Below are 22,026 nucleotides of genomic sequence, written 5' to 3' on the forward strand. Positions count from 1 at the left end.
AGTTTTGCGTACACAAAAGCCCGATTAGGTGATAAAAATCGCCTAATCGGGCTTTTATTTGGCTAGGTGCTGATTCTCTGACGCAAAATTTTTGATTGCCCCAGAAGAATGAAGTCGCGATACTCCGCACAATCTCCCTTGGGGATTCAATCTTTTACTCTTTTATTATTTTATTCTTTTTAGCTTGTTTTGAGGTATTAATAGTAGTGTTCGTATCCTAATTTGCCGTATTTGGGTATAGTTTCCCCCTCCCCACTGAAGGGGCTTTTTTTCAACTATCCTGTTCGGTTGGTTCACGATGTATCCTCTTCTACTAACTTAAGGTGTCCTTTTTTACAACTAGGACATTTTGTTACATCTTTTCCTATAAGAAGAGAAATAATCTCGGTTTTAGTAAGCCCTTCAAATTTGGATTTATAAAGAGGACTTCTCGTTAATTTTCTGCACAGCTGTAACTTTGTGTTTCTATTTCGATTTGCTAGTATGCCATAATGTCTTATTTTCACAAATCCCTTCGGGAGGACATGCATTAAAAAACGTCGAATAAACTCAATAGTTTCCAGTGTCACTATTTTCTTTTGATTGTTATTTTTATAATCTTTCACACCTATACTAACGGTGTCATTCTCTAAATCTATCGATTGTATCCTTTGATTGGAAATAGCGATACGATGGGTATAACGTCCAAGATATTTCATGACGGCCAAAGGGCCTTTGAAAGTCTTTTTAGTATAGCTATACCAATCCAGGTTATAACAGTCATTAACTAGTTTTTGAAACAGTTTTGGGTCTTCATTTTTTTCCATATCATTTAAAAATTTTAGTTTTCCTTTTTTAAAGTACTCTTTTAAGTAATGCATGTATTTTCCACGGAACTTTTTTGATAACACTTTTACAGGAATAAAGAATTTATTACTTGTTTTTCTCCATTTATTGTCCTTTGTTAAACCTCCGGCTAGGACCACTGTATGGATGTGAGGATGATAGAATAAATTTTGACCCCATGTATGAAGAACGGAGAAAAAACCGATTTGTGCCCCTAAATATTTTTTGTCTGCCGCTAGCTCTGTTAGTGTTTCCGCAACTGCTTTATACATTAAGTCATAAAGTACTTTTTGATTGTGATAAATGAGCCGGTGTAATTGCTTAGGCATGGTAAAAACCACATGAAAATAAGGGGCATTCAGTACATCTTTGTTCCGCTTATCGATCCAAACTTCCTTTGTTACTCCTTGGCAGGTTGGACAATGCCGATTTCGACAGGAGTGGTAGCTAACTGCGGTATCCTCACACGTTTCACAAGCATAAGTACTCTGACCCATTTCTTTCGTTTTACAGTAAATGATATTTTCTACAACTTTAGATTGTTGATAAGTAAACTGATAGGTATCTACGTATTCCATAAAATAGCCTTTAAATATATCCTGAATTGCACTCATACTTTATTGACTCCGTTGGAGTCTAATGGGCTTTTGATTCCCATCATACTTTTAGATGTCATGTGTAGATACTTAGATGTTGTTGTCAGACGTTTGTGACCTAGCATTTGCTGAATATAGACAATCTCTACACCATCTTCTAACAGATGAGTGGAAAAGCAGTGTCTCAATGTATGAGCTGAAATTCTTGAATCCATTTCTAGGTTTGTTCTCAATTTAAGCATAATATTTTTTATGGTTTTCCCCGTAATATGATTTCCTTTTACTCTCCCCGGAAACAACCAGTCACTTTTTGTATAAGACCCCTTCGAAAAATAGACTTTAAAATAGGCCCTTAATACTTGGAGAGCCGTTTCTGATAAAATAGTGTACCTGTGTGTACCGTGTTTTGCCTTCTCCACTCTAATACTCATATTTTTACTACAAATATCACCTATTTTTAGTTTAGAGACTTCGCTTACCCTTAAACCACTGCTATAAATAAGAACTAACATAGCTTTATGCTTTATGTTTTCTATGGCATCTAAAAGAGTAAAAACTTCTAATCTTGAAGGGAGGACAGGAAGAGTGTCCACTCTCTTCATCCTTGGAATCTTTCGTGAATCCCAATCCTTCTCTAACACATAGGTATAAAAGAAGCGAATAGAAGAAATATAGTTATTTATTGTACCAGGAGCGAGTCCACGTTCTTTTTTTAAATAAAGAATATATAATTGGACATCCTCTAGGGTCATGTCTTCAATCTGTTTATTGAGTTTTTCTAGATAACCTAAAAAAGCATTGATTCTTCTTGAGTAGGCTTCTCTAGTAGACTCGGGAGAGTCCTTTAGTTCAAAATACAAGTCTATAATATCTTTAAATTGATTCATTCTTTACCTCCGGTATTCGATTATTTTTTGATGTCTAATCAAAATTCGGTGGTAAAGGAGGTCCTCTTACTATGTAAAATTTATACAGGTGAAATCTTAGATGTGTCCATGTTATAATCTTCATTAGAAAAAGCATGCCTTTCTTTTTGTGACATATTGTTTTGGTTTGGCGATTAAAACAATACCACATAAAGAGCATACTTTTTCTTTTTTTTATGAAATTTTCGAGAGGAAGGTTTTGCCATCGCGGAGCGATTTCGTTCTTCTTGCGTTTACGTTTATCTATGACTTGCTACTTTTCGTAGTATTAATGGAGGATATGGGTTGTGGCTAATTCCACTCTCTCCTGAACCTCTTCGAAGAAGAGGCGGAGAGGAGGCCACTCTTCTCTCGATCCTTTCGGGAGAAGCGTGGGATGGGAGGCGTGCAATTTTTTTGTTTCCGTCTTGAAGTTACGAACGGAGGGGAGGTGAAGTTACCAGGTAACTTCACCTCCCCTCCGTTCGTTTATTTAAACAAACGTTTATTTAAAGCCATTTTTTGAGTGTTGGCGACGCGCAACATTACCAGCTAACACATTAGCTAACACATTAAAGAAGACGGTTCTTATGTTCACAATTGATTGACAATTGTGAACGCAAGAACCGTCCCCATGTTTATATCTATGCTCAAAAAAAGCCCAACAAGCGATCACACTGCTAGTTGGGCCTTACATTAAAGCTTATAATCTAATGTCCTTCATCTTATCGATAATGCTGTCCGCAATGACCTGCCATGTAGCTTCATCTTCTGTAAATTTACTTACAAACTTTTTAAACATCCCTAATTGCTTTTCTTTAAAATCAGGTGCTTCCGGGCTTGGTAACTGTGCTTTTAATTCATCAACTTGTTGCTGAACTTTAGGCGCACGCGGCCCCCAAACAGCTAATTCATTACCTACTTCATCAATGAAAATAAAGATCGGAATCGAACGAGCAGTACCATTTGTTAAGTATTGATCCATCAATTCTAGATTACTATCGCGCAGAATAAAGCGCACGTCGATGTTCGTTTCTTCTGCAATGTGAAGTAAGATTGGAATGTTGACCATTGCATCTCCGCACCAATCTTCCGTTAAAACGATAACTTTCACACCAGATATAGGAATATTTAAAAGTGCCTCTTTGTTCGCTTCTGAAAGTTGGAATGATGTATATACTTTTTCTAAATTTTCTTTATGAGTGTTCATATTATTGATATATTGTTGTGCTGTTAACCCTTTTTCAAACCATTGTAGTAATTCCATTAGTACCCCTCCTAGAGCATCATCTGATGGCTCAATTCTAGTATTTAAAAGTGCTTTAATCAAGGATTACCTACCTGTTAACTGGTAATGTTGCGCTTAACCAACTCTCCAAATCTCTTCTTTATCAAGGGGTTTGCTTTGGTACGTGAAAAATAGATGGTGAGTTACCTGGTAACGTAGTGTAACACGGTAGGTAACGATGTAGCGAAATATGTTGGACTTGGGCAACATTACCTGGTAACAACAATGAAGACGGTTCTTGTGTTTACAATTGTCTGACAATTGTAAACGCAAGAACCGTCCCCATGGGTACATTAATGGGTTGCATATATAGTTCAAAAAGTCTGTTTTTGGAAAATTACCACAATTATAATTGACTAAAAATATTGGGAGTACTACCATATTATAGGATAGCTGCAACTGTTTGTTTGTGCTGATTTAAAAACAAATATATTGCAATAAAAGTGAAGTGGTTTTTCAAGAGAAATGATTCCTACTGAAGTAACTTATATGTTTTGTTTATTTTGTTTTGTTTTGTTTTATGAGGTTTAACGAACCATTGAGTTTTAGGTGCATTGAGGGTAGAGCTATATATACTCTTGGTAGATAGGATAACTAATGAAGGATAAAACCGAGAGTCAAATAAATTCACCTTGTTTTTCCAAAAAAGATTCTATTAAAAAGAAAGTGAGGTAATTTCATGGGACAAAAGGTTGATTTGGCTGAAGTGATAGATTTCTCCAAGCAGTTTAAGGCAGAATCTGAAAGTATTAAGGATACGCTTTTTAAAGTGGAGCAAAACATCAAAGAGATCTGCAATATGAGTTCATTTTCTGGTAAAACAGCAGACCAGGCCAAACTATATTTTAGTGATTTCCATCTTACGGTTTTGACCACATTTATGGGGTTGTTCACTGATTTATCTCAAAATTTAAATAGGAACATTGAACAGTTTCAATCAAGGGTAGATCAAAGTAGTAGAGCGATTATTGATAGTGACCATGTTAGGGAGATTATGGAGGATGTTACTGATCAGCAAAGAACTCTCGAAGCTCTTTATAGGGAAATCAATGATACGATTCGGAGTATTTCTGACATTAGTAGTGCGTCGACTCCCTCCTTCAGTAACGTGCAGAGTGAGCATGATTCGGTTATAAACGGTGCTGATCATTTGTTTGGTGATATGCATTCTTTTACAAGGGTCGGTCGAGGCAGCTCAGAGGATATAAAAACTATTATAGGCAACCTCGAATCAACGTTAAACCACACAGGGAAAGTGAATAGTAGTGCTAGGTTTACAGATTTTAAAGGGGTTAACGGAACTGCAGGTTTAGCCGCTTTAAAAGAGTATAATAAGAGTTTTGCAAATAAGGATGAAGTTGATCAACATTCTATTCAATATATGTCCCTCGCTCAGATTGAGCAACTAAATAATGCTGCATTAATAGGAATGGATGAGACCATTCAGAGGGTTTTAATTACTGCTTTCGATGATCTAAAAAATGGAGTAATCGACCGGAAAACTTACTATAATATCTTCGCCACGATGAAAAAATCTACAGTGGAATTAAGTGAAGAGGAGCTAATGGAAGAGGTTCCGGAGAGCGTCATTGAGTTCATTTATAGAAATAAAGTAAAAATTGGGATTGACTTAGCAGTAAATTCAACTGCTGGTGCAATGAGATTTATTGGGCATACAACTACTGAAATAGGAAAATCAGTAGGACAAGTTGGAACTGCAATAAGGAGTATGGGCGGTTCAATAAACGAAGTTGGAACTTCAATGAATAAACTCGGAACTTCAATAAAAAGTATAGGCGGTTTATTTAGTAAGCTCAATACTCGAGTAGGCAACGCTATCACGAACGTTGGTAGCTTTACTACGAAAACTTCTACCGTTTTGACGGAATCATCATCCTTGGTTACAAAATCATCTACTTTATTTTCAAAGTCATCTTCATTGATTACGAAAACAGGTCAGGCTGTTCAGGGAGCTGGTAGAGTATTAGGTGGAACGTTTGTTGCAGTAAGTGCTGGATTCGGGTTTTATGAAGACATAACGGAGAAGGGTAAGACAGTAGGTGAAGCGATTATGCATAATGGGACTAGCGTGGCGGTTGGTTTAGCAGGAGGGGCGATCGGGGCAGGCCTAGCAACAAGTGCTGCAGCCTTATTTACTCTTAGCAATCCTGTCGGTTGGGCAATAGCAGGCAGTGTTGTAGCAGGAGCAGGCTTAACTTGGGGGTTTAATTACTTGTACGATAATAATATTGGGGGACTCCAGGATGGATTAGATGCATTGGGTAGAAATTTAGACAAAGTTGGTAAGGGTATCGCATCTGTAGTAAAGGATCCTGGTGAGGCTATCAGTAGTGGACTAAGTGCAATTAATCCGTTGAGTTGGGGGTGGTAGATTATATGAAGTGTGAAGTACGGCCAGTATATCGAAATCCAAGATTTAGAATTTTAAAAATAGAGGAACAGACCTACATTTTAGATATGACCAAATCCATATGGTATATTCTCATTCCATTTTTAACATGGATTGTTCCTCATAAAGTCTATTTGGTGGATGAAGTGGAAATAAATAAACATTTTAAAATCCCTAAGATTAATACATCTAAAAAAAATGTGAGCCTACTTTTCACTGCTGGGATTGGAATTGCCTTAGGAAACATGTTAACACCTTTGTCAGATTACATGGATCTTGAAAGTTCGCTCATGCTTAACATCATTATTGTCGTAGTGATAATTTTATTAGGGTTTGGACTCTGTGCATATCTAAGTCATGGATATAAACAAAAATTTTATCATGCACTCCCCTTAGAAGGTAACATACAAGAACAGATATGGATTAGACCAATGTCACTAAAGCATTTTCTTAAATGTTTCTTTATATATGTATTTTCCTTAGGAGTTACTGTATTGTTTTTTATCGTATTTATTCATGAGGGGCATTTAGTCCCTATCATTGTTGCGACTATTTTTTTCATTGCAGTGTTACTCGTTAATATAATGACAGTATTGCCAGGCCATACTACAGTTAAATTTAAGGAAAAAAAGTGAACCTTTTGAATCGAGGGTGGTAATTTCGATGAATTGTGAATTTCAAAAGGTTAAACATAATACTAGATTTAGAATCTTAAAGATTGAAGGTCAAACCTATACTTTAGATTTGAGTCAATCCATATGGAATATAATATTTCCTTTTTTAACATGGATCGTCCCTAATACTATTTATAGGGTTGATGAAAATGAACTCAATCAAAAGCTACAACTTTTAGACAAAAACCCGCCCAAAAATAACATAAGTATTTTGTTAACTGGGGCAATTGGTATAGCTTTAGGAAATTTCCTTACTGCATTGACTGATTATTTTTATATTCAGAGTACGATGTTGTTGAACGGTATCATTGCAGGTCTAGTAATGACACTCATCATTATAGTACGTTTCGTTTTAAGTAATCGGAATAAAAATAAATTCAATCAATTGATTGCACCAAGGTTACTCTCAACTGAGCGAATTTGGATTAGACCTAAATCAGTTAAACACTTTCTTCTAGCATCTTCTATGTATATAGTCTTTTTAGCGTTTTTTATTGCTATGTTTGTGCTGTTTATTACAGAGGGGAATTTATTGTTTATCTTTTTTGCGAGTATATTATCGTTTTTATTATTAGTTATTAACGCTGTATTTGTAGGTGATGGAACTACTACTAAAGTGAAATTCAAGAAAACGAACAAACAATATAATAATCAGATTTATCAATGAGGAGATTATGGATTTAGTTAAATTAGGGGTAAGTTGATGTGACTATAATTAATTAAGTGTGGTCGATGCGGATGAAATGTGAAGTACAACCAGTGTATCGTAATCCAAGATTTAGAACTCTGAAAATAGAAGGACAGACCTACATTTTAGATATGAGTAAGTCCATATGGTATATTCTCATTCCATTTTTAACATGGATGGTTCCTCATAAAGTCTATTTGGTAGATGAAGAGGAATTCAATAAACATTTTAAAATCCCTAAGATTCATTCATCTAAAAAAAATGTAAGCCTATTTTTCACAGCTGGGATTGGAATTGCCTTAGGAAACATGTTAACAACTTTGACAGATTACATGGATCTTGAAAGTTCGCTCATGTTTAACATCATTATTGTTGGGACGGTACTTTTTTTAATGTTTGGACTACGCGCATATTTTAGTTATAGAAATAAACGTAAACTTTACCAAGTACTCCCTTTAGATGAATCCTCACAAAAGCAATTATGGATTAGGCCAATGTCACTAAAGCATTTTCTTAAGTGTTTCTCTATGTATGTGTTTTCCTTAGGGGTTAGTGTTCTATTTTTTATCGTATTTATTTTTGAAGGGCATTTAGTTCCCATCATTGTTGCTACTATGTTTTTATTATTATTATTTGTTGTTAATGTAATGACTGTATTGATTGGCCATACTACAGTTAAATTTAAGGAAAAAAAGAAAGGGACTCCTTTACTCAAGAAGGAAGTTTAAATGTAAGTACAACGTTCTTGTTACCTATACTCTTAGCTAAACCAATGACTTCTCAGATGCGCAGCTAATGCGATATTTTTAAAAAATAAAAATCTAGAAAGGGTGCACAAGTATGCTACCAATTGGTTCAATCGTGTATTTAAAAGAAGGAACAAGTAAATTGATGATCATGAATAGGGGGCCGATTCTTGAAGTAGAAGGTGAAAATAGAATGTTTGATTACTCCGCGTGCTTTTACCCGCAGGGCTTAGTTCATGAAAATGTCTTCTACTTTAACCATGAAAATATTGACGAAGTGATATTTGAAGGTTTTCAAGATGAGGAAGAACAACGATTCCAGAAGTTATTTGATGATTGGAAAGAAGAAAACAAAGGTAATTATGTTAAGGGGAAAATTGTTGAACCGTTAAATAACGGGTGATAATATTTTTTAGTTAACTTTTAGTTAACTGGTAATGTTGCGCTTAACCAAATCTCCTCACCCCTTCTGTATCAAGGGGTTTGCTTTGGTACGTGAAAAATACATGTTGAGTTACCTGGTAACTTAGTGGGTAACGGTGTAGTGGAATATGTTGCAATTGCGCAACATTACCTGGTAACTAATGTAATGCCAAACAAAGAAAACGGTTCTTGCGTTTAAAATTGTTTGACAATTGTAAACGCAAGAACCGTCCCCATGTTAATCTCCCCATGTTCATCTCCCCAATGAAAACCCCTCAAACAGGCGACCTCCGAATGGCTTTAAAACCTCATCTACAAGGACTACCACTTTGTCTTTTTCCCCATATCTATAAAATTCATCAAAAGCTTCTACGAATTTATCTGCGAAGTCTTCGTCATAATCCTTCAGGGAACGGATCACCCATTTTGAGGACCCCTGCCATTGGCGATTGGTCCTTAATACAAATTCACTCACGCCCTCTGCAAGTGTGTTTGCAATGAAGATTCCCTCGGCTCGATTTTTGCAGCCAATAAAATCATCTAGAGCATCTGTGAGGAAATATCGCTTGAGTTCAATTGTCTTCTCCGACCAAGGTGCAGGGCCTTGTTCTAGCAACTCTTTCGCCTCAGTTTTTATAGGACCGATGACACCTTCGTCCTTGATAATGATCCCCTCTGAAACCATTCGCGGCATAGATGGCCTCGCCCTCTCCACATCGCTTTTGAAAAAGTCTTTGTATGATGTTGAATTGTGGGCAAAAACCTCAATGGGCCAATCAAATTCCTTGAGTGACTCTCGATAGGAAGATGGAAGCATATCGTCAAAAACAACGATGTCTAGGTCAGACGTCTCGGTAGCTTGGCCGCGGACAACACTTCCAGCAAGCAAAGCCCCTTGGCAGTCAGGAAAGTTCTTATTTACGAACTGAATAGCAGCTTGGGTTGGGTCAAGTTTCGGCATTTGGTTAACTCCTTTCTTTCGTTAACTGGTAATGTTGTGCGTGTGCAACATTCCAAAAAAGGCTATAAATAAGGGTTCTCGCTAGTTGATGTGCTTTTGTTTTGTTGAGTTACCTGAACTTAACAGAGTTACCAGGTAACTCAATGGAAGCGCAGCGATAAACAAAATTTTCGAGTTCGAGTTTAGTTCGCCAGTTATTTCGCTTTAGTAAAGCCTTCTTGCATAGCTTTCTTCTAGACTTGTTTTGATAGATTCCTCAGTCGTATTTGGTAGTTTGGCGTGTTCAAATATGATTTTTGCAGCAGATGGCAAAGATGTTTTCTCCGCCCATGTGTCAACGTCCCACAATCCTGACCGCTTGAAGGCCTTTGCGCAATGAATGAAGCATTCCTCCACCTCCACGCTTATGCCTAGCCATGGATTTTTCCCCTTCACAGCCATTTGAGCGAGTACATCTTCGTCCGTCACTAGCGTTGCTCTGCCGTTAACTCGCAGCGTCTCCCCCAGGCCGGGAATAAAAAACAGTAATCCAACCCTCGGATTTTCTAGAATGTTCCGCAGCGTATCTGCCCTCTTGTTTCCAGGACGTTCAGGGATAACTAGTTGATTTTCGTTTAACACTTGGACAAATCCGGGCTGATCTCCCCTCGGCGAAACATCGCCATAGCCGCGGGCATCTGAGGTGGAAATGACGAGAAATGGCGATTTGGAGATGAAGTCAACGCAATTGTGATCAAGATGGGTAATCACTTTGTTTTGTACCAACTCACTCGGTGTACCGATAAGAGCTCGTAGCTCGTCTTCCGTTTCAATTGTATTTTTAAAGTTTTTCATAAAAAACTACACCGCCTTTCCGATACGTTACCTGGTACGTTACCTGGTAACTTTGCCCTTGGCCAAATTTCCGGATCCCTTATGTATCAAGGGGTTCGGCTTAGTATGTGAAATATAACCCTTGAGTTACCTGGTAACGTAAAGATTAAAAAATAGTAAAGTGCCTATCATTCCTTCGTGTAATTAGTCTAGCAATTTTCTTCATTGATGACACCATATCTGTTCTGTTTTCCCAACCATTCGCTTACGTCGCGCCACTTCAGCCCTTTTGATGCTATTAGATTGATAGATTCCGAGTACGCTTGGCCTGTCTTCCATTCATCGTTGTCTGTCCAGTGGAATTGATCGTTGTGGAGCACTATTTGTGCGTCAAAAATAAGTGGAAGATATTCGGCTGGAGGTGGGACTATCTGAATTTTTGTCACGCCTTCAAACAATAATTCAATGGCTGCAGGATTAGGCCACTGCCTTTGGAACAAGACTCTCGCATTTGTATCTGAACCTAAATCGCGAGGGAAACACATGCCAAAGTTCTGTTCGACATAGGTTCCTGTCCACATGTGTAATTCCTTCAAGCAACTATCATGAAAGCCACCAAAGGTATGTAAGAGCTTATCAATGTCACTTTGATTCTTCAGTTCGGTCCAATTCATCTTGAGCCACCTACTTCAATAGAGTATTTCACGTCCGAGTTTCGATTGTAAAAGTTTTCCTTTATCATACCACCCTTTTACGTTACCTGGTAATGTTGCGCTTGACCAAATTTAAGAATTCCTTATGTACCAAGGTGGTTGGCTTGGTATGTGAAATATAACCTTTGAGTTACCTGGTAACTCAAAGAAGTCCGAAGGATTGAAATTCAGTTTAAAAAAGAAGACGGTTCTTGCATTTACAATTGTCAAACAATTGTAAACGCAAGAACCGTCCCCATGTTCACATTAAGAGTTTTTTTAGCTGCTCAACACTGTCAACAATATGGGTTGGGCTAGTCTGTTGTAGTTCATCACGTGTTCCATAACCATATGTCACTCCAATGGAAGCAATTTTTGTGTTATTTGCCCCAATAATATCATGCTTTCTATCACCGATCATGATGAAGTCATCACGTTTTTGATCTCTGTACTTGTCTAGTATGTATTGTATAATTTCAGTTTTTGCCACCCTAGTTCCATCAAGGTTGCTGCCCACTACATGTTCGAAATAATGCTTAATCTCGAAATAACTCATTATTTTTTCTGCAAAAATGGTAGGTTTAGAGGTTGCCACAATTAGAGTAGATCCCTGCTCTTTGAGTTGTTTCAAAAGGGAGGGAATATTAGGGTACAGCTCATTCTCAAACATTCCTTTATCTACAAATCTTTCCCTATACAATTCTATTGCTTTTTGTGTTTGTTCTTCATCAAAACCGTAATATTCTTTAAACGAATCCTGCAATGGCGGACCAATGAAACATTCTAGTTTATCCAAATCAGGATCCTCAATCCCCATTTTACATAATGCGTATTGAACCGATTTGGTAATTCCGACTTTTGGATCTGATAGTGTACCGTCCAAATCAAATAGAATTAGTTTGTAAGTTTGCATGCCATCCCCCTAGTTTGAAAAGTTGAACCCATTTTACCACATCAGCTCTCCTTTACGTTACCTTCCTTTGTTAACTGGTAATGTTGCCTTTAACCAAATTTACGTAATCCTTATGTATCAACGGTTTGCCTTTGGTATGTGAAATATAACATCTGAGTTACCTGGTAACGAAGTAGTAATGTTGGACGTGCGCAACATTACCTGGTAACTCAAAGAAGTTCGAAGGATTGAAATTCAGTTTTAAAAAAAGATGACGGTTCTTGCGTTCACAATTGTCGAACAATTGTGAACGCAAGAACCGTCCCCGTGTTTACTATAGTTCGGATACGCCTAGGGCTAGTTGGTTCCAAAGTATGCTTTCTACGTGGCTCTTCTGATGTTGCTCACATTCTACAATAAGAATAACTTCCGAGTTTTTCCCTCTTAAAACGCGTTGTTTTCGCTTAACTACTTTTTTCACAAAAAAATCAATTGCAAAACCTAAGACTATCCCACTCCCGGCTCCGATGAGCCCCCAAACGATAGGGCCCCATTCCAACACAAATCCTATGCTGGCACCGACAGTTGAAAAGAGAAAAGCGAGTATCAACCCTTTTGATAAGAAGGAAACTCCATCTGATTGGTGGAGATTATCAAAGAGTTTTCGCTCCTCAGTTCTATTTTTCAAAGGAATAGCTACTATGTTTTCTATACCGTTTTCCTCTAATTCAGTTATTGCCAGTTCTAAATAGTTGGAATGCTCAAAGGTAGCAAATATCTGCATGTTCCCCACCTTACTTACTTTTTTATAATTAAAATTATAATTCTGGTAATGGCTCTTTAAATACTTCCGCTGCTCATCTTCAAATAATTTATTATTCTCTACAGCACCTATGTAAGAATCATAAATTGTGAAGGCGTAAAAGGAAGGAATGTATAATAGCCATTGTGGATCTAAGACTGCATTGGACAGAACAACATCTCCATTTAACAAATATATAAATGCCTCGAGAAACCGTGAATAGTATATGAAAACAGCAGTCCATATAAGCGTAAATCCAGCAAGGACAATTCTGTGAGTATAAAGCTGTCCAATGCTCGGAATAGTCATTGCCCATAACATAGCCATGATAGGGTTTCTTTTATCCAAATAATTTATTTCGAATGCTCCTATTGAAAATGAATTAAACTGAGCGTCCTCCCTTTTGGCTAGCTTGTAAATGTTATTCATATCCACGGTAGTTCGATAACTATCCCATATCGCAAAAAGATAAACGGGAATATACATTAGGATCATTCTTACATCTAAAACTTCCTTTGCAAGTTCAAAGTTACCCGTGAATGTATGTACTATCGCATGATTAAGATTAGTGATTTGGTTAATGTAAATTTCCCATATAAATAAAGCAAAACCTCTAAAGAATTTATTCAAGAGGAAGTGTCCAAATCCTGGGAATGCAACTGACCACATAGCAATTGTCCAAGGGTTTCTCTGGTGAAGCTGCGTTGTTCCAAAAATACTTACATGAGCCTTGTAGCGTCTTGCCTTGTTTGTATTCTGGAAATTATCCATGTTCCCTTCCTCCAGTAAATATAATCAGAGGTATTATTTACTAAGTGCGTTGAGATTATCCTGTTAGCTGGTAATGTTGCGCGCAACCAAATTTACGAATTCCTTATGTATCAAGGGGTTCGGCTTGGTATGTGAAATATAACCCTTGAGTTACCAGGTAATGTTGCAGACGCGCAACATTACCTGGTAACAAAAAAGATGACGGTTCTTGCGTTTAGAATTGTTTGACAATTTTAAACGCAAGAACCGTCCCCTTGTTCACCCCAGCGAAATGGTCTGAAGACAAAAGAATGAGGCCTCTCATGGGGTAAGAGGCCTCATTTCATCTATATAAATAGGGAATGGGTTATGGGAGTATCTAATTATACGGACTGGTTCTTCATAGTTTTTAAATAAAGGTGGTTCAAATATTTCTTGTTATGGAGAAAGGCTTTTTGATAGTATTGCGCTCTTTTTAGTTCAGATTTGGATTTCGACGATCGATAAATGTAAAAGTCACTTAAGATATTGTGGAATTCGACTTTGATTTTTGTCATCAAAATTCCCTCCCTTTGATTGACTTAAGTACACTTAATTGCATTGTTAAACTGAACTATTTAGCTCTTGATTTGTGAGAGAGTTTGGTGAGTTAAAGTTGGATCAACGGTACTTTTGGATTGATACTTGAGTTGAAACATTGGTTGGATAAGTTGGATTTGAAGGTTGTGATTGTAATTGTTGGATTTAACTGTACGTTATATATGTTTGTTTTAGTTGTTCTTATGTTACGTTACTTCTGAAACATTAGCTTGCTGTATGTTTATGTAATACCCTCATTTTTAAGGAGGTAAACATTATTTAATGGAAAAGTGACTCTGAGATATGTGAACTGATGCTTTTTCTAAAAAAGGTAATTATTAAGTTATTTTATTTTGTTTTCCTTCATTATTATAAGCCTGCTATGAAATATGATAAGGAGTTTATGTAGGGGTTTCTTGATCTGGTATGAGATTCGGTTTTTTTGTGATTTCATACCTAATCGGCCCTTGATCTGGTATGAGATTCGGGGTTTCTCTAGATTTCGTACCGGATCGAAGGTATGAGATTCGAGGTTTCTGTGATCTCGTACTGGATCGGGCCTGATCAGGTATGAGATTCGGTTTTTTTTTTGTGGGTTTGGGGGGGTTAAAGATTTCGTAACGGATCGACCTCCATATGGTATAAGGACCAACAGAATTCCAAGTGATTTCTACCTCATCAGGTCCCAAAAGGTGGAAGGACGGACGGGGTTCGGTGAGATCGGATCTGCCCACAGCTCACATACATATATTAGAACGGAAACGACCTATGTTTTCCCAAACAAATAGACAAGAATCATTAGAAGCGATCTAGCTAACTGGCGCAGCAACAAAAACACAGGCGGTTCGCGTGTTTACTATTCCAATAGCATGTAATTGTGTTTATAATGGTTTTAGAAACGAGCTATCATATTTTCATATCAGTTCATACAATCAATTAGAAGAGAGCAATTTGTCGGGGGAAGGATGAAATCATGGATACGAAGAAGAAACTCATCATTGCAGGAAGTTTGGGTGCTGTCCTTTTGATTTTGATAGGGGTTTTCGCCTATCAGTTGGTTAGTGCTAGTGGCTTGGAGAGGAAGCTGGCGCAGGCGGACGCGCACTATCAGGCTGGGGAGTTTGACGAGGCGATTGTGTTGTACACGGAGATTCTGGAGGAGGACGAATTTTTTGTACAAGCCCGCCTTGGTTTGGCGTTGAGCTATTTTGCAACGGAGCAATATGATCTGGAGGAGCAGGTTTTGCTAGAGGGGATTGCGCTTGACCCTGATCAGCCGTCCTACTATCTCAATCTCTCGGATCATTATGTTTATCTTGGAAAAATCGAGTCGGCGGTGTTGACTACGAGTGACGGGGTTCTGCAGACGGAGCACCCAGAGCTAGACTCGCAGCTTGAGGAGTTACGGGAAAACTTGTACATTTCTGGCACGAGGGTTGTCGTGAGGGAAGATGACTTTGGGCTTGGTATCGACGAGGGCATTGGTGATGGATATAGTGACGATGCCGATGAAATGGACGCTGGTGAGGGTGAAGAAGCTGGCGGAGATGGTGTCAGCGGTGATTCAGCAGATGCTGAATCTGGTGAAGGGTCCGACGGCGAGGCCGATTCAGCTGATGGCGGAGACGATGGGGCGACTGGTGAAGCTGGAGATGCCGATGGTGGTCTGGGCGATGCGACAGTTTACGGTGACGAGACGGTGCGACCGCTGTTATTGCAGGTTGGGTTTGACCGTGTGGTTGACGTGATCTGGGAGGACGAGCATGGCCGCGTCATTGAAGTGGCGGCGGACTGGGTTGTTGAAGATGAGGAAATTGGGTTAATTGAATATAGGGAAAGACTGGAAGAAGAAGGGCTCATTGGTGACGGCGAGGCTGGTGTAGACGGCGGCGACGGAGAAGGTGCTGGAGACGCGAGTGCTGACGGCGTTGGCGCTGACGGTGCTGACGGCGGTGAGGGTGACGCGAGTGACGAAGCAGGGTCTGATACCAGCGCTGAGGCTGGTGGCGTAGTTGGTGATGATGGCGTCGACGCCGATGAGGCGGCGGTTGCCACTGGGGATGAAAACAGTGATGATTCCGCTTCGGATAGTGATTCTTCGGATAATGGTCACGATGGGGAAGAGTTAAGCGAAGCTGCTTATTTTTCCGCCGAAAGTGTTGGTGCTACATCTATCACGGCATCGGTCGGGCTCATTGAGCTCGCGGCGGATGTCGAGGTCCGGGAGCAGTTGTTGAAGGAGATTGTTGTCGAGGGTGAGCGCGACATCGACTTGACGATCGGGGAGAGCACGGTGATGTCGGTTTCGGGCGTGGATTACAACGACGAGCCGATGGAGGATTTCGCTCCTTCTTGGCGTCTTGACCGCGGTTTAGGTGTGTTGACTGAGGTTGACCCTTTCACATACGAGTTTTTGGCTGAAGAGGGTGGTATTGAAACGGTCGTCATCTCGGACGGTCACGTGGACGCGGAAATTCATATCGTCATCAATCGGGAAGGGAATCGGATTTCGTATTCTGTTTCTGGTGAGGGGCGTGTTGTGTTGACGCCGAATGAGGACACTTATGTCGGCAATAGTGTTGTCGGTGTTTCGGCCGTACCTGCTGATGGCTGGGTGTTCGTGGAGTGGCGTGGTGACTTGACTGGTTCGGAAAACCCGACTGAGTTGCTCATGAACAATAATAAGACTTTCCAGGCTGTGTTTGAGCAGGAGGGTCATTCGTTATCGGTGAGCGTTGATGGTGGCGGTACGGTTGAGCCGAGTCCGTCTGAGTTGAAGTCTCGCTATGCTGATGGTGAGTCGGTGACTTTGCGGGCGCGCAATAATGCGGAGTGGGTTTTCGTACGCTGGACTGGTGATGTTCCAAGTGGCGCTGCGGAGGACGCTGAGATTTCGGTCGTTATGGATCGGGATAAAAATTTAACGGCTGTCTTCGAAGAACGCGAGCCTGACGGTGTTTCTATCGGCGGTTCTGCGAAGTTGTCGTTGGCTACTTCTGGTAATGGAAGTATTTCTGGCGCTTCTGACGGGGATAGTTTTGACAAGGGTGACTCTGTCACTTTGACGGCTGTTCCTAATGATGGTTGGCAGTTTGAGCGCTGGGCTGGTGATGTTTCTGGCTCGTCGGCTTCGATCGATGTGAAGATGGAGAAGGACATGACGGTGGAAGCAGTGTTTGTGGAGAGTGGACACAATATAAGCTTAACTGTGGAAAACTCTCAAGGTGGTACTGTGACAGCTCTTGTGAACGATGGATCTGGTGATTGGAAAGAAACAACTATAAGTCAATCGGGTACAACTTTTGCTCCAGGTACTAGGATTCGATTTAACGTGACAGTTAATGAAGACTGGGAGTTTGCTGGTTGGACTGGTATCTCGGAAGATAATCCTAGAAAAACAGATCCTGAGTTTACTGTTAATGGAGGTAGAAATATATTAGCTGAGTTTAGGAAGAAGGCTGAAGACGAAGAGTAATTTGCGTTGGTTGTAGGTTGCGGGCGCGGGTGTGAACGCGGGGACGGTTCTTCCGTTCACGCCAGAGGCCTGCCTGAGCATATGGCAGTAGTTCTCCCGGCGCTCACCGCAGCATTGGCCTGCATGCATGCTTGCTATAGCCATTTTATAAAGGTAGAAATTGAGGAAGGGAATGAGGTTGCTTTCGTTATGAAGCAACTCATTCCCTTCTTTTTTTGATTGTTGGGTTGGATTGGGTTGTGTGGTTGGGTGATTGGGTGGTTTTCGATGGTGTGTTGTGTGTTGTGTGAGTGGCGGATTGGTGGGATTGATTAGTTGTGTTGTATGTATGGTATTTGGTAGATTAGTTGTTTGATCGATGATATTAATTCTGCGGCTAACTCCTCAATCACAATCATGATGTACTGTCGTTGATCCTACTTATATTGAGAATATGATCCAGATGACCGAAGCGATTGTGGCTAATACTAGCAAAGATATAATTGCAGATTTCCTTTGCGATGGCCCTTTGTTTGTTGGTTCCCCTGACTTCCTTTCGCCATAAGCGGCGTCCCTCTTTCCATCTGACATGGATTTGTGCCAACCTTGATCGTCCATAGAATCCCTCCTTTATTTTAGTTGATTTTGATGAGATTAGTAGATTTTTGCTTTGTTTTCTATTTCGTAAACGGGAGAACCGTCCCTGCGTTTCTTCTGTTTCGTATTTCGTAAACGGGAGAACCGTCCCTGCGTTTACAAATGGGTGGTGTCGCCTAGGATTTCATATTTAAACTGGTTGCCGTCCCACTTGATGATGGTTAGGCTGGTTCCATGAATAAATGGTCCGTCCCACATTCGTTCCGTCGGGATATCCATCGTAAAAGACATGATTGCCTTTATTACAACGGCGTGAGTCACAATGAGTATATTCCCGTTTAGGTTCTCCGACATGATTTTTCGCACAGCAGTCTCTACGCGCTGTTTGAATGCTACTAAGCTTTCACCCTGATGTGGTTCGTGGTTATAGAGGTGAGGCTCCTCCCAAAAATTTTGGAACTCGGTCCGATGATTTGGCGTATTGTTGTGTCTTCCTAAATTATTCTGGTTTTCCGTAATCCCGATCTCGTCCTTGGTCTTGCCTTCCCACTCCCCGAAATGGAGTTCTTGCAAATCTTTGATGGTGATGATTGGCGTATTTTTAGCGGGTTGATGTGCATTTATGTATTGAGCAGTTTGAACAGCTCTACCGCTCGGACTCGAGTAAATGGCGCTGAAATGTGTGTCTTTCAGGCGTTTACCTAGCTTGGTTGCACTTGTGGCACCCTTCTCTGTTAGTGGTGAATCCTTTGAACCTTGAAGGCGATTTTCTAAATTCCATTGGGTCTCCCCGTGACGAGTTAGATATATAGTCAGCATTTTTTGCCTCCTCCCCCACATTCTCTTGGATCTAATATAGAAAGAATTGCGGACTAACATTGCTTCACCTAATTGCACTAACCAAACCACACTGGAATCTACGAAAACTCTCTTCCTGTCAACTCTTTGATCGTTGTGCAAAACATGTCCCAGCCTTCTGGGTAGTTGTTATCGCCGTGCTTTTTGATGTTTCTTCCTTCGCGCACTAATTCTACTTGCCAGTGGGTGCCGTCCATAACACCTGGATTGGGATACTCTTTTTTCCAGTTTAGGAGGTCCGCCCATTGCAAATTAAACATAAAAGTTTTCGCCTCGGCATCGGTAATAGGCTTGGTGATTGGGGGTTGCCAGATGCCCTCGCCCTCACTCTTACTCCATGAAACTTCTTCTGCTTCTAAATCTATTTCAACGTGATAACTTGGGCCGAAATATCCTCCCACCGTTGCGATGACACGATTAATTTTTTCATAAGCTCTGTCAATGGCCTCGTTCTTCGTCCATTCGTTGCCGCAGCTGTTGCAATGATAATCGGGACTATCCATCTCGACGCAGCAGCCGCCGAGCATGAACTTCCCCGCCTCAGCGTCCTTCATCGCCTCGTGTGTCGGCAGTCCGTAAATGATGTTGACCACGTTCCTAGAATTGCAATTTGGGCACTGCTTGTAATTTATTGCCATACGATTACCTCCTTTGGTGTGTGAACGTTTGATTGGTTCTGATCGCTGGTGCCGGCTGGTATCTGATCGTTTGATTGGTTCTGATCGCTTGATTGGTGATTGATCGTTTGATTGGTTCTGATCGCTGGTGCCGGCTGGTGTGTGAACGCTGGTGTGTGAACGGGAGATCCGTCCCTCCGTTTAGGCACAACACCAAATAACGCTACATACGATAGCTTATAATCAATGAAAGGATTGAAGAATATGTATCTTGGCTACTATTATCAGAATCTATATCCCTACCATCCGCAGGCATCTGCCCAGCCCCTAAATATGTATCAATATGGTAATTATAACATGTATCCATATCCTTATTGGGGATATCCTCAGGGGAATATGCCACATTTTTCCCATGCCCGAACTCCTGAAGATGGCGGGCATGCTGCGGAGATGAAGGATTACGGCCCAGAGCCATTTACTGTGAATATTGAGCAGGCGACCATGCAGAATCAAACATATCGTACCGCTTTGTGGACAGGGGAAAATTTGCAACTAACGCTCATGAGCATTAATCCTGGCGACGATATCGGTCTCGAGATTCACAACGACCATGATCAGTTCATTCGGATTGAGCAAGGCCACGGCCTCGTTTTTATGGGTGATGAAAAAAATAAGTATGATTTCGAAAAACATGTTACCGATGGCTCTGCCATCTTTATCCCAGCAGGAAAGTGGCACAACGTCGTAAACTATGGTCAAACTCCACTAAAACTATATTCGATCTATGCACCACCTGAACACCCAGCTGGGACAGTACATCCAACAAAGGCAGACGCAGGGGCGTAAACGGAGGTAAACGGAGGGACGGTTCTTGCGTTCACAGTGCGTTGTGATCACAAGAACCGTCTTTAGCTATAGAACAGTCTTTAGCTTTATGGTGACTTTTATCGGAAGAACCCGGCATCAAGGTTGAAGTTTTATCCTCCAATACATACACGTTTTCAGTTTGACGACAAATTTAGCTTGGTTTTGCTTGGTTTTGTCGTTAGTTCTTGGTTCTAACGACAATATTGCCTGATTCATACTTGGTTTTGTCGTTAGTTCTTGGTTCTAACGACAATATTGCCTGATTACTACTTGGTTTTGTCGTTAGTTTTTGATTCTAACGACAATATTGCCTGATTCATACTTGGTTTTGTCGTTAGTTCTTGATTCTAACGACAATATTGCCTGATTCATACTTGGTTTTGTCGTTAGTTCTTGATTCTAACGACAATATTGCCTGATTCATACTTGGTTTTGTCGTTAGTTCTTGATTCTAACGACAATATTGCCTGATTCATACTTGGTTTTGTCGTTAGTTCTTGATTCTAACGACAATATTGCCTGATTCATACTTGGTTTTGTCGTTAGTTCTTGATTCTAACGACAATATTGCCTGATTCATACTTGGTTTTGTCGTTAGTTCTTGATTCTAACGACAATATTGCCTGATTCATACTTGGTTTTGTCGTTAGTTCTTGATTCTAACGACAATATTGCCTGATTCATACTTGGTTTTGTCGTTAGTTCTTGATTCTAACGACAATATTGCCTGATTCATACTTGGTTTTGTCGTTAGTTCTTGATTCTAACGACAATATTGCCTGATTCATACTTGGTTTTGTCGTTAGTTCTTGATTCTAACGACAATATTGCCTGATTCATACTTGGTTTTGTCGTTAGTTCTTGATTCTAACGACAATATTGCCTGATTCATACTTGGTTTTGTCGTTAGTTCTTCTATCTAACAACATTACTACTTGATTCCTCGTCAGTTTTGTCGTTATTCTTTCAAATCTAACGACAATATTGCTTGATCCCTCGTCAGTTTTGTCGTTAATCTTTCAATCTAACGACATTACTACTTGATTCCTCGTCAGTTTTGTCGTTAGTTTCTCAATCTAACGACATTACTACTTGATTCCTCGTCAGTTTTGTCGTTAGTTTCTCAATCTAACGACAGTACTACTTGATTCCTCGTCAGTTTTGTGGTTAGTTCTTCTATCTAACGACAGTACTACTTGATTCCTCGTCAGTTTTGTCGTTAGTTCTTCTATCTAACGACAGTACTACTTGATTCCTCGTCAGTTTTGTCGTTAGTTCTTCTATCTAACGACAGTACTACTTGATTCCTCGTCAGTTTTGTCGTTAGTTCTTCTATCTAACGACAGTACTACTTGATTCCTCGTCAGTTTTGTCGTTAGTTTCTCAATCTAACGACAGTATTGCTTGATCCCTAATCAGTTTTGTCGTTAGTCTTTCAATCTAACGACAATATTGCTTGATATCTTATGGGTTTTGTCGTTAATCTTTCAATCTAACGACATTACTACTTGATTCCTCGTCAGTTTTGTCGTTAGTTCTTCTATCTAACGACAGTACTACTTGATTCCTCGTCAGTTTTGTCGTTAGTT

Annotated in this window: 19 protein-coding genes; 7 read left to right on the forward strand and 12 right to left on the reverse strand. The window is 40.0% G+C overall.

Annotated features, from left to right (window positions below):
* Positions 1–293: 293 nt before the first annotated feature.
* The 3 genes from BW724_RS20320 to BW724_RS20330 form a co-directional block, all read right to left on the reverse strand.
* Entirely contained in the window at positions 294–1,439 is a 1,146-nt protein-coding gene (locus BW724_RS20320) for an IS91 family transposase (protein WP_088076941.1), read from the reverse strand.
* A complete protein-coding gene (locus tag BW724_RS20325; RefSeq protein ID WP_088076942.1) occupies positions 1,436–2,308 on the reverse strand; it encodes a tyrosine-type recombinase/integrase in 873 nt (290 codons plus the stop codon). Before BW724_RS20325 ends, BW724_RS20320 begins: the two co-directional genes overlap by 4 nt.
* A 721-nt stretch (positions 2,309–3,029) precedes the next feature.
* Positions 3,030–3,593, reverse strand: a complete 564-nt coding sequence (locus BW724_RS20330) for a thioredoxin family protein (protein ID WP_088076943.1) — start codon at positions 3,591–3,593, stop codon at positions 3,030–3,032.
* A 700-nt stretch (positions 3,594–4,293) separates the two neighbouring features.
* Between BW724_RS20330 and BW724_RS20335 the strand changes: the two genes are divergently transcribed.
* From BW724_RS20335 to BW724_RS20355, 5 genes are all read left to right on the forward strand, one after another.
* Entirely contained in the window at positions 4,294–6,006 is a 1,713-nt protein-coding gene (locus BW724_RS20335) for a T7SS effector LXG polymorphic toxin (protein ID WP_088076944.1), read from the forward strand.
* A gap of 5 nt (positions 6,007–6,011) precedes the next feature.
* Positions 6,012–6,659 carry a DUF443 family protein gene (locus BW724_RS20340; RefSeq protein ID WP_088076945.1) on the forward strand — a complete coding sequence of 216 codons (648 nt, stop codon included), beginning with the start codon at positions 6,012–6,014 and terminating at the stop codon, positions 6,657–6,659.
* A 28-nt stretch (positions 6,660–6,687) separates the two neighbouring features.
* Positions 6,688–7,365 carry a DUF443 family protein gene (locus tag BW724_RS20345; RefSeq protein WP_088076946.1) on the forward strand — a complete coding sequence of 226 codons (678 nt, stop codon included), beginning with the start codon at positions 6,688–6,690 and terminating at the stop codon, positions 7,363–7,365.
* 71 nt (positions 7,366–7,436) lie between these two features.
* A complete protein-coding gene (locus tag BW724_RS20350; protein WP_176371500.1) occupies positions 7,437–8,114 on the forward strand; it encodes a DUF443 family protein in 678 nt (225 codons plus the stop codon).
* Between the two features lie 112 nt (positions 8,115–8,226).
* Complete coding sequence (locus BW724_RS20355) at positions 8,227–8,535, forward strand: DUF4176 domain-containing protein (RefSeq protein ID WP_088076948.1); 309 nt, start codon at positions 8,227–8,229, stop codon at positions 8,533–8,535.
* A gap of 273 nt (positions 8,536–8,808) precedes the next feature.
* Here the strand turns inward: BW724_RS20355 and BW724_RS20360 are convergent, their stop codons facing one another.
* From BW724_RS20360 to BW724_RS23805, 6 genes are all read right to left on the reverse strand, one after another.
* Positions 8,809–9,516: a nucleotidyltransferase domain-containing protein gene (locus BW724_RS20360; RefSeq protein ID WP_088076949.1), complete on the reverse strand. Its 708-nt coding sequence runs from the start codon at positions 9,514–9,516 to the stop codon at positions 8,809–8,811.
* Between the two features lie 204 nt (positions 9,517–9,720).
* The gene (locus BW724_RS20365) at positions 9,721–10,350 is read right to left on the reverse strand and encodes a pyridoxamine 5'-phosphate oxidase family protein (protein WP_088076950.1); all 630 of its coding nucleotides are present in this window, start codon (positions 10,348–10,350) and stop codon (positions 9,721–9,723) included.
* Between the two features lie 188 nt (positions 10,351–10,538).
* Positions 10,539–11,003 carry a hypothetical protein gene (locus tag BW724_RS20370; protein WP_088076951.1) on the reverse strand — a complete coding sequence of 155 codons (465 nt, stop codon included), beginning with the start codon at positions 11,001–11,003 and terminating at the stop codon, positions 10,539–10,541.
* Between the two features lie 280 nt (positions 11,004–11,283).
* A complete protein-coding gene (locus BW724_RS20375; protein ID WP_088076952.1) occupies positions 11,284–11,934 on the reverse strand; it encodes an HAD family hydrolase in 651 nt (216 codons plus the stop codon).
* A 313-nt stretch (positions 11,935–12,247) separates the two neighbouring features.
* Entirely contained in the window at positions 12,248–13,486 is a 1,239-nt protein-coding gene (locus BW724_RS24390; RefSeq protein WP_088076953.1) for a hypothetical protein, read from the reverse strand.
* 362 nt (positions 13,487–13,848) lie between these two features.
* Positions 13,849–14,022 (reverse strand): hypothetical protein, encoded by a 174-nt coding sequence (locus BW724_RS23805; protein WP_176371501.1) that lies wholly within the window; start codon positions 14,020–14,022, stop codon positions 13,849–13,851.
* A 995-nt stretch (positions 14,023–15,017) separates the two neighbouring features.
* Here BW724_RS23805 and BW724_RS20385 point away from each other — a divergent pair.
* Positions 15,018–17,519 carry an InlB B-repeat-containing protein gene (locus tag BW724_RS20385; RefSeq protein ID WP_088076954.1) on the forward strand — a complete coding sequence of 834 codons (2,502 nt, stop codon included), beginning with the start codon at positions 15,018–15,020 and terminating at the stop codon, positions 17,517–17,519.
* Between the two features lie 420 nt (positions 17,520–17,939).
* Here BW724_RS20385 and BW724_RS23810 read toward each other — a convergent pair whose 3' ends face one another.
* The 3 genes from BW724_RS23810 to BW724_RS23815 form a co-directional block, all read right to left on the reverse strand.
* Positions 17,940–18,116: a hypothetical protein gene (locus tag BW724_RS23810; protein WP_176371502.1), complete on the reverse strand. Its 177-nt coding sequence runs from the start codon at positions 18,114–18,116 to the stop codon at positions 17,940–17,942.
* Between the two features lie 135 nt (positions 18,117–18,251).
* Positions 18,252–18,914, reverse strand: coding sequence for a histidine phosphatase family protein (locus tag BW724_RS20395; RefSeq protein ID WP_176371503.1), 663 nt, complete (start codon positions 18,912–18,914; stop codon positions 18,252–18,254).
* A 98-nt stretch (positions 18,915–19,012) separates the two neighbouring features.
* Positions 19,013–19,591, reverse strand: a complete 579-nt coding sequence (locus BW724_RS23815; protein WP_176371504.1) for a hypothetical protein — start codon at positions 19,589–19,591, stop codon at positions 19,013–19,015.
* Between the two features lie 312 nt (positions 19,592–19,903).
* On the opposite strand from BW724_RS23815, the gene BW724_RS20405 reads away from it, so the two are divergent.
* Entirely contained in the window at positions 19,904–20,416 is a 513-nt protein-coding gene (locus tag BW724_RS20405) for a cupin domain-containing protein (protein ID WP_417891447.1), read from the forward strand.
* The last annotated feature ends 1,610 nt before the right edge of the window (positions 20,417–22,026 follow it).

This window comes from Litchfieldia alkalitelluris, assembly GCF_002153425.1.
Taxonomy (GTDB): Bacteria; Bacillota; Bacilli; order Bacillales; family Salisediminibacteriaceae; genus Evansella; species Evansella alkalicola.